The organism is Streptomyces olivochromogenes (genome assembly GCF_001514115.1).
Lineage (GTDB): Bacteria > Actinomycetota > Actinomycetes > Streptomycetales > Streptomycetaceae > Streptomyces > Streptomyces olivochromogenes.
The window spans coordinates 297,454-310,763 of the sequence record NZ_KQ948452.1; the positions used below are offsets into that span (position 1 = coordinate 297,454).

At 72.5% G+C, this 13,310-nt stretch carries 10 protein-coding genes; 2 read left to right on the top strand and 8 right to left on the bottom strand.

Annotation, left to right across the window (positions count from 1 at the left end; all coding sequences use genetic code 11):
- Nucleotides 1-7 precede the first annotated feature (7 nt).
- The 4 genes from sucB to AQJ27_RS07295 all read right to left on the bottom strand — a co-directional run bounded on the left by sucB (nucleotide 8) and on the right by AQJ27_RS07295 (nucleotide 6,041).
- Nucleotides 8-1,810 carry a 2-oxoglutarate dehydrogenase, E2 component, dihydrolipoamide succinyltransferase gene (gene sucB / locus AQJ27_RS07280; protein ID WP_067363500.1) on the bottom strand — a complete coding sequence of 601 codons (1,803 nt, stop codon included), beginning with the start codon at nucleotides 1,808-1,810 and terminating at the stop codon, nucleotides 8-10.
- 92 nt (nucleotides 1,811-1,902) lie between these two features.
- Nucleotides 1,903-3,291 carry a dihydrolipoyl dehydrogenase gene (gene lpdA / locus AQJ27_RS07285; protein WP_067363503.1) on the bottom strand — a complete coding sequence of 463 codons (1,389 nt, stop codon included), beginning with the start codon at nucleotides 3,289-3,291 and terminating at the stop codon, nucleotides 1,903-1,905.
- 261 nt (nucleotides 3,292-3,552) lie between these two features.
- Entirely contained in the window at nucleotides 3,553-5,082 is a 1,530-nt protein-coding gene (locus AQJ27_RS07290; protein WP_067363506.1) for a leucyl aminopeptidase, read from the bottom strand.
- A gap of 176 nt (nucleotides 5,083-5,258) precedes the next feature.
- Complete coding sequence (locus AQJ27_RS07295) at nucleotides 5,259-6,041, bottom strand: adenosylcobinamide-GDP ribazoletransferase (protein WP_067363508.1); 783 nt, start codon at nucleotides 6,039-6,041, stop codon at nucleotides 5,259-5,261.
- 85 nt (nucleotides 6,042-6,126) lie between these two features.
- Here AQJ27_RS07295 and AQJ27_RS07300 point away from each other — a divergent pair, with 85 nt between their 5' ends.
- Nucleotides 6,127-6,888 carry a G protein-coupled receptor family protein gene (locus AQJ27_RS07300; protein ID WP_067363511.1) on the top strand — a complete coding sequence of 254 codons (762 nt, stop codon included), beginning with the start codon at nucleotides 6,127-6,129 and terminating at the stop codon, nucleotides 6,886-6,888.
- On the opposite strand, the gene AQJ27_RS57880 is transcribed toward AQJ27_RS07300, so the two are convergent.
- From AQJ27_RS57880 to cobT, 3 genes are all read right to left on the bottom strand, one after another.
- Nucleotides 6,831-7,556 (bottom strand): hypothetical protein, encoded by a 726-nt coding sequence (locus tag AQJ27_RS57880; RefSeq protein ID WP_067363514.1) that lies wholly within the window; start codon nucleotides 7,554-7,556, stop codon nucleotides 6,831-6,833. The genes AQJ27_RS07300 and AQJ27_RS57880 overlap by 58 nt on opposite strands.
- A 94-nt stretch (nucleotides 7,557-7,650) precedes the next feature.
- Complete coding sequence (locus tag AQJ27_RS07310) at nucleotides 7,651-9,447, bottom strand: phosphatidylglycerol lysyltransferase domain-containing protein (RefSeq protein ID WP_067363517.1); 1,797 nt, start codon at nucleotides 9,445-9,447, stop codon at nucleotides 7,651-7,653.
- A 262-nt stretch (nucleotides 9,448-9,709) separates the two neighbouring features.
- Nucleotides 9,710-10,825 (bottom strand): nicotinate-nucleotide--dimethylbenzimidazole phosphoribosyltransferase, encoded by a 1,116-nt coding sequence (cobT, locus tag AQJ27_RS07315; RefSeq protein WP_067363520.1) that lies wholly within the window; start codon nucleotides 10,823-10,825, stop codon nucleotides 9,710-9,712.
- A gap of 151 nt (nucleotides 10,826-10,976) precedes the next feature.
- Here cobT and AQJ27_RS07320 point away from each other — a divergent pair, with 151 nt between their 5' ends.
- Complete coding sequence (locus tag AQJ27_RS07320) at nucleotides 10,977-12,041, top strand: class I SAM-dependent methyltransferase (RefSeq protein ID WP_067363524.1); 1,065 nt, start codon at nucleotides 10,977-10,979, stop codon at nucleotides 12,039-12,041.
- A 47-nt stretch (nucleotides 12,042-12,088) separates the two neighbouring features.
- Here the strand turns inward: AQJ27_RS07320 and AQJ27_RS07325 are convergent, their stop codons facing one another.
- Complete coding sequence (locus AQJ27_RS07325; RefSeq protein WP_067363528.1) at nucleotides 12,089-13,288, bottom strand: bifunctional adenosylcobinamide kinase/adenosylcobinamide-phosphate guanylyltransferase; 1,200 nt, start codon at nucleotides 13,286-13,288, stop codon at nucleotides 12,089-12,091.
- Between the last annotated feature and the right edge of the window lie 22 nt (nucleotides 13,289-13,310).

The following is a 13,310-nucleotide window of genomic DNA, read 5'->3' on the forward strand; positions in this document are numbered from 1 at the left end:
GGGGTGGTTACAGGCCGAGCTCGACCTCGAACTCGCCCGCCTCCAGGATCGCCTTGACCGCGGTCAGGTAACGGGCCGCGTCGGCGCCGTCCACCAGACGGTGGTCGTAGGAGAGCGTCAGGTAGGTCATGTCGCGGACGCCGATGACCGTACCCTCCTCCGTCTCGATGACGGCCGGACGCTTGACCGTGGCACCGATGCCGAGGATCGCGACCTGGTTCGGCGGCACGATGATCGTGTCGAAGAGCGCGCCGCGCGAGCCGGTGTTGGAGATGGTGAAGGTCCCGCCGGACAGCTCGTCCGGAGTGATCTTGTTCGCCCGGACCTTGCCCGCCAGCTCGGCGGTGGCCTTGGCGATGCCGGCGATGTTCAGGTCGCCCGCGTGCTTGATGACCGGGGTCATCAGGCCCTTCTCCGAGTCCACCGCGATACCGATGTTCTCGGTGTCGAAGTAGGTGATCGTGCCCTCGTCCACGTTGATCCGGGCGTTGACGGCCGGGTGGGCCTTCAGCGCCTGGGCCGCGGCCTTCACGAAGAACGGCATCGGGGAGAGCTTGACGCCCTCGCGGGCCGCGAAGGAGTCCTTCGCCTGCGCGCGCAGCCGCATCAGGCGGGTGACGTCGACCTCGACGACCGAGGACAGCTGGGCCTGCTCGTGCAGGGCCTTCACCATGTTGTCGCCGATGACCTTGCGGATGCGGGGCATCTTGACGGTCTGACCGCGCAGCGGGGAGACCTCAAGGGCCGGCGCCTTCTTGGCCGCCGGGGCGGCGGCAGCGGCCGGAGCCGGGGCAGCGGCGGCGGCCTTCGCGGCCTCGGCGGCGGCGAGGACGTCCTGCTTGCGGATACGGCCGCCGACGCCGGTGCCCTTGACGGAGGCCAGGTCGACGTAGTTCTCCGCGGCGAGCTTGCGCACCAGCGGGGTCACGTACGCGCCGTCGTCACCGGCGAGCGCGGCGGGCGCGGGAGCCGGGGTGACGGGCGCGGCAACCGGCGCGGGGGCCGGAGCCGGCGCGGCGGGCGCGACCGGGGCGGCGGCCTGGACCGGAGCCGGGGGCGCGACCGGGGCCGCCGGAGCGACCGGGGCCGGGGCGGGCGCCGGAGCCGCGGGGGCGGCCGGGGCCGGGGCGGCAGCGGCGGGGGCCGGAGCCGCGGGAGCCGGAGCGGCGGCCGGAGCCGCGCCCGGGGCACCGATGACGGCGAGCTTCGCGCCGACCTCGGCGGTCTCGTCCTCGCCGACCACGATCTCCAGCAGCACGCCGGCGACCGGCGCGGGGATCTCGGTGTCGACCTTGTCCGTGGAGACCTCGAGCAGCGGCTCGTCCTCCGCGACCTCCTCGCCGACCTCCTTCAGCCAGCGGGTGACGGTGCCCTCGGTGACCGACTCGCCCAGCGCGGGCAGCACGACGTCGGTACCGGAGACGCCACCGGCCGGGGCGGCGGGAGCGGGAGCGGCGGCGGGGGCCGGGGCGGCCGGGGCCGCGGGGGCCTCGGCGACCGGGGCGGGAGCGGCCGGAGCCGGGGCGGCCACGGGCTCGGCGGCCGGAGCGGGGGCGGCGGCGGGCGCGCCCGTGCCGTCGTCGATGACGGCCAGCTCGGCGCCGACCTCGACCGTCTCGTCCTCGGCGACCTTGATGGAGGCGAGGACACCGGCGGCGGGGGAGGGGATCTCGGTGTCGACCTTGTCGGTCGACACCTCGAGCAGCGGCTCGTCGGCCTCGACGCGCTCGCCCTCGGCCTTCAGCCAGCGAGTGACAGTGCCCTCGGTGACGCTCTCACCGAGCGCCGGAAGGGTTACGGAAACCGCCATGGTTTCTGTTGCTCCTTACGAATGGTGCGGAAGTCTGTGGTCGTCGTCGCGCCCAGGGGCGACGCGATGACTGAAATCAGCCGGGGACTGGATCAGTCGTGCGAGTGCAGCGGCTTGCCCGCGAGGGCCAGGTGGGCCTCGCCGAGCGCCTCGTTCTGCGTCGGGTGGGCGTGGATGAGCTGGGCGACCTCGGCGGGCAGCGCCTCCCAGTTGTAGATCAGCTGGGCTTCGCCGACCTGCTCGCCCATGCGGTCGCCGACCATGTGGACGCCGACCACGGCACCGTCCTTCACCTGGACGAGCTTGATCTCGCCCGCGGTGTTGAGGATCTTGCTCTTGCCGTTGCCCGCGAGGTTGTACTTCAGGGCGACGACCTTGTCCGCGCCGTAGATCTCCTTGGCCTTGGCCTCGGTGATGCCCACGGAGGCGACCTCGGGGTGGCAGTACGTCACCCGGGGGACACCGTCGTAGTCGATCGGAACGGTCTTGAGACCGGCCAGACGCTCCGCCACCAGGATGCCCTCGGCGAAGCCGACGTGCGCGAGCTGGAGCGTCGGGACCAGGTCGCCGACGGCGGAGATGGTCGGGACGTTCGTCCGCATGTACTCGTCGACCAGGACGTAACCGCGGTCCATCGCGACGCCCTGCTCCTCGTAGCCGAGACCGGCCGAGACCGGGCCGCGGCCGACGGCGACGAGCAGGACCTCGGCCTCGAACTCCTTGCCGTCGGCGAGGGTGACCTTGACACCGTTCTGGGTGTACTCGGCCTTCGAGAAGAAGGTGCCCAGGTTGAACTTGATGCCGCGCTTGCGGAACGCGCGCTCAAGAAGCTTGGAGGAGTTCTCGTCCTCGACCGGGACGAGGTGCTTGAGGCCCTCGATCACCGTCACGTCGGTGCCGAAGGACTTCCACGCGGAGGCGAACTCGACGCCGATGACGCCGCCGCCGAGCACGATCGCGGACTGCGGGACGCGGTCCAGGACCAGCGCGTGGTCGGAGGAGATGATCCGGTTGCCGTCGATCACCAGGCCCGGCAGCGACTTCGGCACGGAGCCGGTCGCGAGCAGCACGTGGCGGCCCTGGATGCGCTGGCCGTTCACGTCGACCGAGGTGGGGGAGGACAGTCGGCCCTCACCCTCGATGTACGTCACCTTGCGGGACGCGATGAGACCCTGCAGGCCCTTGTACAGGCCCGAGATGACCCCGTCCTTGTACTTGTGGACGGCCGGGACGTCGATGCCCTCGAAGGTGGCCTTGACGCCGAACTGCTCGCTCTCGCGGGCCTGGTCGGCGATCTCGCCCGCGTGCAGCAGGGCCTTGGTGGGGATGCATCCCCGGTGCAGGCAGGTGCCTCCGACCTTGTCCTTCTCGATCAGGGCGACGTCCAGGCCCAGCTGCGCCCCGCGGAGCGCCGCGGCGTAACCGCCACTGCCACCGCCGAGGATCACTAGGTCGAAAACGGTGCTGGCGTCGTTCGCCACGTCACGTCCTCCATGCATGTGCGCCACGCCGGTCTCCAGTGACCGGTCGGCGGCTGGTGTCCGGCCGCTCTTCTTCGGCCCTGTGGTGGGGGCCCTGTCCTGCCGAGAACCCATCTTCGCACTTGTCCGGAGCGTTCGAGACGCCGGGCCTGTGTGTGAGAAGTCGCACTGTCCGAATACGGGCGGTACCTCCGCGCCCCGAAAGGGGACACGGAGGTACCGCGTGACCGGCCACGCATCACCCGCGGCCGTGAAGCACCGCTAGCCGAGATCGCCCGCGGCGGTCAGCTCGGCGAGCCGCACCAGCGTCCGCACCGCAGAACCCGTACCACCCTTCGGCGTGTAGCCGAACGGGCCGGACTCGTTGAACGCGGGCCCGGCGATGTCCAGGTGCGCCCACGTGATGCCCTCGCCCACGAACTCCTTCAGGAACAGACCGGCGACCAGCCCGCCGCCCATCCGCTCACCCATGTTGGCGATGTCGGCGGTCGGAGAGTCCATCCCCTTGCGCAGGTGCTCCGGCAGCGGCATCGGCCAGGACTCCTCGCCGACCTCCTCCGCGGCCTCGACGATCGCCGTACGGAACGCGTCGTCGTTGGCCATCACGCCGAAGGTGCGGTTGCCGAGCGCGAGCACCATCGCACCGGTCAGCGTCGCCACGTCGATGATCGCGTCCGGCTTCTCCTCGGACGCCTTCCACAGCGCGTCGGCGAGCACGAGACGGCCCTCGGCGTCGGTGTTGAGGACCTCGACGGTCTTGCCGCTGTACATGCGCAGCACGTCACCGGGGCGGGTGGCGGAACCGGAGGGCATGTTCTCGGCGAGCGCCAGCCAGCCGGTGACGTTGACCTCGAGGCCCAGGCGCGCCGCGGCGACCACGGCGGCGAAGACCGCCGCCGCGCCGCTCATGTCGCACTTCATCGTCTCGTTGTGCCCGGCGGGCTTGAGGGAGATGCCGCCCGAGTCGTAGGTGATGCCCTTGCCGACGAACGCGAGGTGCTTGGTCGCCTTCGGCGAGGTGTACGACAGCTTCACCAGGCGGGGAGCGGCGGCCGAGCCCGCGCCGACGCCGAGGATGCCGCCGTAGCCGCCCTTCGCCAGGGCCTTCTCGTCCAGCACCTGCACCTTGATGCCGTGCTCCTTGCCGGCGGCGGTGGCGACGGCGGCGAAGGCCTCGGGGTAGAGGTCGTTCGGCGGGGTGTTGATGAGGTCGCGGGCGCGGTTGAGCTCCTCGGTCACGGCGGTGGCGCGCGTGAGGGCCGCCTTGTACGCCGCGTCCCGGGGCTTGCCGCCGAGCAGCGTGACCTCGGCGAGCGGGGCCTTGCCGTTCTTCGCGTCCTTGCCGTTCTTGCCGTTCTCCTTGTAGGCGTCGAAGGCGTACGCGCCGAGCGCCGCGCCCTCCGCCAGGACGCCCGCGTCGGCGGCGTCGGTGATCGGCAGGGCGAAGACGGCCTTCTTGGCACCGGCGAGCGCGCGGGCCGCGGCACCGGCCGCGCGGCGCAGCGCCTCGGCACTGTACGTGTCGTCCTTGTCCGGGACGGCTCCCAGTCCGACGGCCACGACGACGGGCGCCTTGAAGCCGGTCGGCGCGGGCAGCTTCGTCACCTCGCCCTCGCCGCCGGATGCGCCGAGGGTCTCCAGGATCCCGGCGAGTGCGCCGTCGTACGCCTTGTCCACGGCCTCGGCACCCGGTGCGACGACCGGGCCCTTGGCGCCCTTCGCGACACCGACGACGATGGCGTCGGCCCGCAGGCCGGACACCGCGGCGGTGCTGAGAGTCAGAGCAGTCACTGTGGTGAGATCTCGCTTCCATTGATTTGCTGCGGCCGAGTAGGGATGGGTCGACCGGGCCCTGACGAATGACCCTAGATCCGGCCTCAGGGAGTGTCTTTACCTGGGGTGGCACATACTCGGGACGAGCCTACGCGCGCCGCCGGGTTTCGCTCATTCCTACGCTCGCTGGAAGTTCAGCCGAGGGAGAGCGCCACGAGGGCGGTGGTCGCCGCCGTCTCGGCGAGGCCGCCGAAGACGTCGCCCGTGATGCCGCCGAAGCGGCGTGTGCAGTGGCGCAGGAGCAGTTCGGCACTCGCGCAGGCGGCGAGGACGGCCAGCGGGGCGCGTACGAGGTCGTACGTGCCGAGGAGCGCGCCGGCGCCGGCCGCCGCGACGGTGACGGCGAGGGTCATCAACAGGGCGCCGCGCACGGGCACCGTGCCCGCGACCGCGGCACCCAGGCCGTCGGGGCGGGCCGCGGGCACCCCGGTGCGCGCGGCCAGGGTGAGGGCGAGACGGGCCGCGGTCGCCGAGACGACGGCCGCGAGCACCCCCCGCGCCCACGAGGTCTCGTAGGCCTGGAAGAGCGCGGCGACCTGCGCCAGCAGCACGAAGAGGAGGGTGATCACGCCGAACGGGCCGATGTCGGACTGCTTCATGATGCGCAGCGCGTCCTCGGCGGGCTTGCCGCTGCCGAGGCCGTCCGCGGTGTCGGCGAGCCCGTCGAGATGCAGACCACGGGTGAGCGCGGCCGGTACGGCGGCGGTGGCGACGGCGGCCAGCAGCGGGCCCGCGCCCATCGCGAGCAGTGTCACGCCCACCAGGGCCGCGCCCGCCCCGACGACCAGCCCGGCGACGGGGGCGCACAGCATTCCGCCGCGCGCCGCCTCACGGTCCCAGCGGGTGACCGTGACGGGAAGCACGGTCAGGGTGCCGAAGGCGAAGCGGAGGCCGTGGGAGAGAGGGGTCCTGGACACCGGCGCAGGGTACCCGGGGAGGTGGTGGGCCGACCGGGGACGGGTGCGGCGGCCGGGCGCGAGAGCCGCGGATAAAGTGCGCAATATGGGTCATTGGTTGCAGAGGAACATCATCGAACCGGGAAAGCTGCCGCTTCTGCTGGCACTGGCCTCCTTCGTGCTGACCTTTGTGATCACCCGTGTCATCGTCCGCCTCATCCGCGCGGGCAAGGGTCCGTTCGGCAACGTCAAGGCGGGCGGTCTGCACATCCACCACGTCGTGCCCGGTGTCGTCCTCACGGTCATCGGCGGCTTCGGCGCGGTGGCCAGTTACCGGCACGGCTTCGGCGCCGCCCTGTTCGCGGTGGTGTTCGGGATGGGCGCCGGGCTGGTGCTCGACGAGTTCGCGCTGATCCTGCACCTCGACGACGTGTACTGGAGCGAGCAGGGCCGCAAGAGCGTCGAGGTCGTCCTGGTCACGGCGGCCCTCGTCGGCCTCGTGCTCGGCGGGTTCCTGCCGTTCGGGGTCAACGACATGACCCAGGAGGAACTCCAGGACCGCGGCGGGGTCATCGTGAGCGTCGCCGTGAACTTCCTCTTCGCCCTGCTCGCCCTGAGCAAGGGCAAGGCCCGCATGGCGATCTTCGGCGTGATCGTCCCGTTCGTCGCCCTCATCGGAGCCGTCCGGCTGGCCCGCCCGGTCTCCCCGTGGGCCAAGCGCTTCTACCAGCACAGGCCGCGCGCCCGGGCCAGGTCGATGCTGCGCGCGTACCACCACGACCGCCGCTGGTTCGGCCCGCGCCGCAAGCTTCAGGACTGGATCGGCGGAAAACCGGATCCCGTCCGGCCCCTGCCCGGCCGCCGGTGACGGCGACGGCGGCCGTGGCGGTGGCGGTGACGCAGGATCGAGATCCCGTACAGCACGAAGACCGCGGCGAGCGCGGCGATGTGCTCCTTGCCCGCGAGGTTCCCCTTGAACGCCACCTCGATCACCATCGCCACGACCACCCCCCACCCCGTCCAGTAGGCGCGATAGCGCCAGGCGACGAAGACGGCGAGACCGACCACGGCCGCCGAGGGCCCGGTGTCCACGACCTGCGCGTCCGTCACGGGCAGCCCCAGCGGGTTGCCCGGGCTCAGTGAGATCGCCACGCGCGCGTAGAGCGTGCCGGCCAGCGTGGCGGCGTACGCGATGACGAGCATCCGCCACCAGCCCAGACAGATCTCGGCGATCCCGAACACGACGAGAAGTTGCAGCAGCGCGCCCCACACCGGCAGGTCGAGGGCCGGCACGAACAAGGAGAGCGGGGTACGCAGCAGGGCGAGCCAGAGCGGCTCCTCGGCCCGCACGGAGCCGATGTCCTGCACGAACTGGAAGCCCCAGGGCTGGTTCTGCACGAACTGGAGGAGGGCCGTCAGACAGACGGCCCCGAGCGTCACCGGCATCGCCCGCCAACGCTGCCCGGCGAGTGCCTCGCGCACGGTGACGTACAGCAGTCCCCATTCGGCGCGGGCGAGGCGGGCGAGGGTGTTCATGCAGCGGTCCCCGCCCGTCCTGCTGTTCCGGTCCCCATCCGTCCCGCTGCTCCGGTCCCCGTCCGGCAGGCTTCCCCCGTCTGTCCGGCCACCCTCATCGGTGCGACTCCAGGTGCCTGCGGTGCAGCCACTTCGGCAGTCCGGGTGCTTCGAGAAACCCCTCGGCGCGCGCGGCCGCGAGGCCGATGCGCAGCAGGTCCGCGCTCTTCTCGAAGAGCAGGAACCGGGGTTCCCAGATCGGCCGGTACTTGGCGTTGGCCCGGTACAGCGACTCGATCTGCCACCAGCGCGAGAAGAAGCTGAGCAGGGAACGCCACAGCCGCAGCACCGGTCCGGCGCCGAGGCGTCCCCCTCGTTCGAAGACGGAACGGAACATGGCGAAGTTGAGCGAGACCTGGGTGATCCCGATGTCCTGGGCGCGGCGCAGGAGTTCGATCACCATGAACTCCATCAGTCCGTTCTCGGCGTCCCGGTCACGCCGCATGAGATCGAGCGAGAGCCCCCGCGGCCCCCACGGAACGAAGGACAGCAGCGCCCGCAACTCCCCCTCCCCGTCGGTGCATTCCAGCATCACGCACTGCCCGTCGCCCGGGTCGCCGAGCCGTCCGAGCGCCATGCTGAACCCGCGCTCGGTGGCCCCGTCCCGCCAGTCGTCGGCACGCCGCAGGAGGTACGCCATCTCGTCGGCCGGGATGTCCTCGTGCCGCCGGATGCGCACCTCGTACCCGGCCCGCTTGACCCGGTTGTAGGCCTGCCGGACCGTGCGCATGGCGCGTCCCTCGAGGGTGAATTCGGCGGTCTCGACGATCGCCTCGTCACCGAGTTCGAGGGCGTCGAGCCCGTGCCGTGAGTAGACGGTCCCCGCCTCCTCGCTCGCTCCCATCACCGCCGGGATCCAGCCGTGCGCGCGGGCCTCGGCGAGCCAGGGCTCGATGGCGCCGGGCCACGCCTCCGGGTCGCCGATCGGGTCGCCGGAGGCCAGCGAGACCCCGCCGACGACGCGGTACGCGACCGCGGCCTTGCCGGTCGGCGACCAGATCACGCTCTTCTCCCGGCGCAGCGCGAAGTAGCCCAGCGAGTCGCGGTCGCCGTGCCGGTCGAGCAGGGTGCGCAGCCGTTTCTCGTCGTCCTCGGAGAGCGGGTCGACGGCGCGGCGGGAGCGGAAGGCGGCGTAGAACACGGCGAGGACCAGCAGGGTGCTGAGCACGTTGATGGTGACGTTGACCCAGTTGGCGATCTCCAGGCCGCGGAAGCGGGAGTCGTCGGCGGCGACGGAGACCAGCCGCAGGGCGCCGTAGCGCCAGCGGTCCCAGAAGGTCGAACGGTAGGCGTCCTGCGCGCTGTTGGTGACCGTCACCAGCAGCGCGGCGAGCAGGGAGGCGACGAGCAGTCCCCCGACGGCGACGGCCGCGGCGAGCTTGGGGTTCGACCGGTCGCCCTTCGCGTAGAACTCCCGGCGGCCGACGACGAGCGAGATGACGAAGGCGGCGGTCAGGGCGATCGAGACCCAGTTCTGGGCGTACTGGCGGATCTCCGGGAACGTCATCGCGACGGCGAACAGCATCAGGAACAGTCCGCTGAGCACGAAGTTCAGGATCCACGCGGCCCGTTTGCGGCGACGCATCGTGATGGCCAGGAACATGGTGAACACACCCGACGCGAATCCCGCCGTCAGCAGGTACGGGGTGAAGAAGTTCTCGGTGTTGTGGCGCCGTACGTCCTGCCCGAGCGACACCCACGCGGCGCTCAGGAAGTTGATGAACGCGACGGCCCGCAGGTACCAGACCGCGAAGGCGGCGGCTCTGCGCGACGCGCCCGTGGACAGGTGGTCCCCTTCACCCTGACGGGCCGGGACCCGCTCCTGGTCAGCGGCAATTCGGGCATCTCCCATAAAGGGCGATGATATGGGGCGGGGTGCGTCGTGCGGGGGAGGGGCGGTACGGGTGATGCGGGCCGGGGGTTTGTTGCGGGGTGGGTTTCGCCAGTAGTTCCTCGGCTGCGGGCCGGTGGGGGCTGGTCGCGCAGTTCCCCGCGCCCCTGAAGGCCTCGGGGCGGACGGCGTTCGAGGGCGAGGCCGGAGGTTGCCCCGCCCACCCCGGCCCGCATCCTTCAGCCTGTCCGGCAGTCTGTCCGGCGTTCGACGGCGAGGCCGTTCACTCGTTCTGGTCGGAGACCTCAGTCTCGGGGTCAGTCTCGGGGTCAGTTTCGGGCTCGGGCTCGGGGGTCGGCGTTTCCGGGAGTTCGGCGGAGAGGGCCGCGGCGGCCTGGACGAGGGGGAGGGCGAGGAGGGCTCCCGCGCCCTCGCCGACCGTGACGCCGTGGTCGAGGAGGGGTTCGAGGGCCATGCGGTCCAGGGCCTTCGCCTGGGCCGGCTCGCCGCTGTTCTGGCCGGCCAGCCACCAGTCCGGTGCCCGGAAGGCGACCCGCTGCCCCACGAGGGCGCACGCGGCCGAGACGACCCCGTCGAGGATCACCGGCATCTTCCGCACCGCGCTCTGCAACAAGAACCCCGTCATCGCCGCGAGATCGGCGCCGCCCACCACCGCGAGCAGCTGCAGCTGATCCCCGAGCACCGGCCGAGCCCGCCGCAAGGCGTCCCGTACGGCCGCGCACTTGCGCATCCACGCGAGGTCGTCGATGGGCCGTCCGCCCCGCCCGGTGACCACGGACGCGTCGGTCCCGCACAGCGCCGCGACCAGCACGGCCGCCGCGGTGGTCCCGCCGACGCTCACATCGCCGAGCACCACCAGATCCGTACCGGAGTCCGCCTCCTCGTCCGCGACGGCGACCCCCGCCAGGAACGCGGCCTCGGCCTCCTCCAGGGTCAGCGCGTCCTCGACGTCGATCCGCCCCGACCCGCGCCGCACCCGATGCCCTGCGACCTCCGCGGGCAGCTCCTGCGGATCGCAGTCCAGTGCCATGTCGACGACACGGACCGGCACGCCGAGCCGGCGCGCCAGCACCGCCGCGGGGCTCGCGCCCTCCAGGACCGCCCGTACCAACTGGTCGGCGGTGCCCGCGGGCCGCGCCGACACACCGAGTCCGGCGACCCCGTGGTCGCCCGCGAACAGCACCGCACGCGGGTGCTCGATCGGCCGCACCGGCACCGCGGACTGCGCCGCCGCCAGCCACTCACCCAGTTCGTCGAGGCGGCCCAGCGCCCCGGGCGGCACGATCTGGCGCTCCCGGCGCGCCTCGGCGTCCCGGCGCACGCCTCCGTCGGGGCGCTCGATCAGATCGGTGAAGTCGTCGAGATTAAGCGAGCTCATTCGCCGAACAGTACCGGCAGCGATCGAACACGTCCGCGCCACGTCGTTGCGCCCCGGATCGCGATCCGCTACGTACCGTTTGTGTCGGATTGTCGTACGGCTCGCTCGCCCGCCCCCGCGGTCCCCCACCCTGCCGTCCCCAGGAGCGTCCATGCCCCCCACACCACCCCCGAGCGCCGAGCGCCGCGCCGCCTACGCGGCCGAACTCGCCCAAGGCACCGACCGGTTCCACGAACCGCGCCGGGAGGACTGTCCCTGGTGCGGCTCGAAGCGGCTGCGCACCCGGCTGCGGACGCCGGACCAGGTGCAGCGCAAGCCCGGCACGTTCGTCGTCGACGAGTGCGCGGACTGCTCCCACGCCTTCCAGAACCCCCGGCTCAGCGCGGAGGGGCTGGCCTTCTACCACCGGGACTTCCACGAGGGGCTCGACGGCCTCACCGACCGGCTCCTCGGCGCCCGCGGCAGCAGAGGGCGCCATCGGGCCGCCGCCCGCGCGCTGCTCCGCTACGCCGAACCGGAGAGCTGGCTGGACGTCGGCACCGGGCACGGGCACTTCCCGGCCGTCGCCCGTGAGGTCCACCCGTACACGTCCTTCGACGGCCTCGACCCCACCCGGCGGGTCGAGAAGGCGCGGGCGGCCGGGCACATCGAGGAGGCCCACCGCGGCCGGCTCACCGACCCCCGGATCATCGGGCGGCTGAGCGCCCGCTACGACGTCGTGAGCATGTTCCACCATCTGGAGCACACCCGCGACCCGCGCGAGGAACTGCGCGCCGCCCTGACGGTCCTGCGGCCCGGCGGTCACCTCCTCGTCGAAGTGCCGGACCCCGACTGCGCGTTCGGTGCGCTGCTGGGCAGGTGGTGGGTGTCGTACGGCCAGCCGCGCCATCTGCACCTGATGCCGCTGTCCAACCTGCTGGGCGAACTGGAGTCCCTCGGCTGCGAGATCGTCGCGACGGACCGCCGCGAACCGCACATCCCGTACGACCTCGCCGGCGCCCTCGCGCTGGCCCTCGGCCGGGTCCTGCCCGACCTCGACGCCCCCTGGCGTCCCACCCCGCCGACCACGCTCCAGCGCACCCTGCACACGGTCCTGGCCCGGGCGAGCGTCCCGCTGCTCGCCTCGGTCTCCGCCCTGGACCACGCGATGGCCCCGGTCTTCCGCCGCACCCGCTTCTCGAACGCCTTCCGGATCATCGCCCGCACACAATCCTGAGCCCCGGTCAGGACTGGTCGGCCTCGGTCGGAACTGGTCGGCCCCGGTCAGCCCCGCAGGGCCAGCGCCTGCCCCGCCACCACCAGCAGCACGTGCTCGCACTCCGCCGCGAACCCCGCGTTCAGGCGGCCGAGTTCGTCGCGGTAGCGGCGCCCGGAGGCGGTGGCGGGGACGATGCCGGAGCCGACCTCGTTGGAGACGGCGACGAGGGTGCGGCGCGTGTCGCGGACGGCGGAGGTGAGTTCCTCGACGCGGGCGCGCAGCGCGCGTTCGCCGCCGCCGGCCCACTCCGCGTCGTCCCACGCGTTCACGGAGTCCATCGCGTCCGTGAGCCACAGCGAAAGGCAGTCGACGAGGAGGGGAGGCCCGGAGCCCTCCAGGAGCGGCACCAGGTCGCAGGTCTCCACCGTGCGCCAGGAGCCGGGCCGCCGCTCACGGTGGGCGTGCACGCGCGACGCCCACTCGTTGTCCCCGTTACGGGACCCGCCCGTCGCCACGTACAGCACCCCGGGGAAGGACTCCAGACGCCGTTCCGCCTCCACCGACTTGCCCGAGCGCGCCCCGCCGAGCACGAGGGTGCGGCGCGGTACGTCGGGTACGTCCTCGTAGACGCCCACGTCCAGCGTCGTCCCGTCCGGCACCGCCCGCGCGCCCGCCGCCGCGAGCCGCCGCCGCAGTTCGGGGCCCGGCGGCACGTCGTGGTCGAGGTGGACCGCGATCACGTCCGTCGTCGGCCCGACGGCCCCGACCGCGCGCAGCTTCGCCAGGGCGTCCGGCCGCCCCACCACATCGGCGACCACCATGGCGTACGAGTCGCCGTTCTCGTCGAGTCCCGCGGGTGCCGCGCCCGGCGGCAGATACAGCAGCCGCTGTCCGTCCGGTCCGGTCACCGCGTACCCCGTGCCGGGCGAGTCCATCGGCACCGCCCGCACCCGGTGCCCGGTCAGCAGCGCCAGTTCGCTGCCGTCGGGAACCCGTACGGGCTGTGGCAGTCCGGCCGGCACCTCGACGGCGGGCCCGTCGTGCGGATGCGAGAGCAGGACCTGCCGTACGCCGCCCAACGAGTGCCCGGCGCGGGCCGCGGCGAACGCGGCGCCGGGCGTGAGGTCGAGCAGCAGGGTGCCGTCCACGAGCAGCGCGGTGGCCGCCCGCGCGTCCTCGCCGAGCGCACTCGCACAGGCCGCACAGGGACAGTCGGGACGGGGCAGGCCTTCGGGGGCGCCGGTGCCGAGCAGAGTCAGTTCCACGCCCTGATTTTCCCGTGTCACC

Coding starts and splice junctions, on each gene's coding strand:
- AQJ27_RS57880 (WP_067363514.1), bottom strand. CDS start 7,556: ATGAACACCCTCGCCCGCCTCGCCCGCGCCGAATGGGGACTGCTGTAC.
- AQJ27_RS07300 (WP_067363511.1), top strand. CDS start 6,127: ATGGGTCATTGGTTGCAGAGGAACATCATCGAACCGGGAAAGCTGCCG.
- AQJ27_RS07320 (WP_067363524.1), top strand. CDS start 10,977: ATGCCCCCCACACCACCCCCGAGCGCCGAGCGCCGCGCCGCCTACGCG.
- cobT (WP_067363520.1), bottom strand. CDS start 10,825: ATGAGCTCGCTTAATCTCGACGACTTCACCGATCTGATCGAGCGCCCC.
- sucB (WP_067363500.1), bottom strand. CDS start 1,810: ATGGCGGTTTCCGTAACCCTTCCGGCGCTCGGTGAGAGCGTCACCGAG.
- AQJ27_RS07310 (WP_067363517.1), bottom strand. CDS start 9,447: ATGGGAGATGCCCGAATTGCCGCTGACCAGGAGCGGGTCCCGGCCCGT.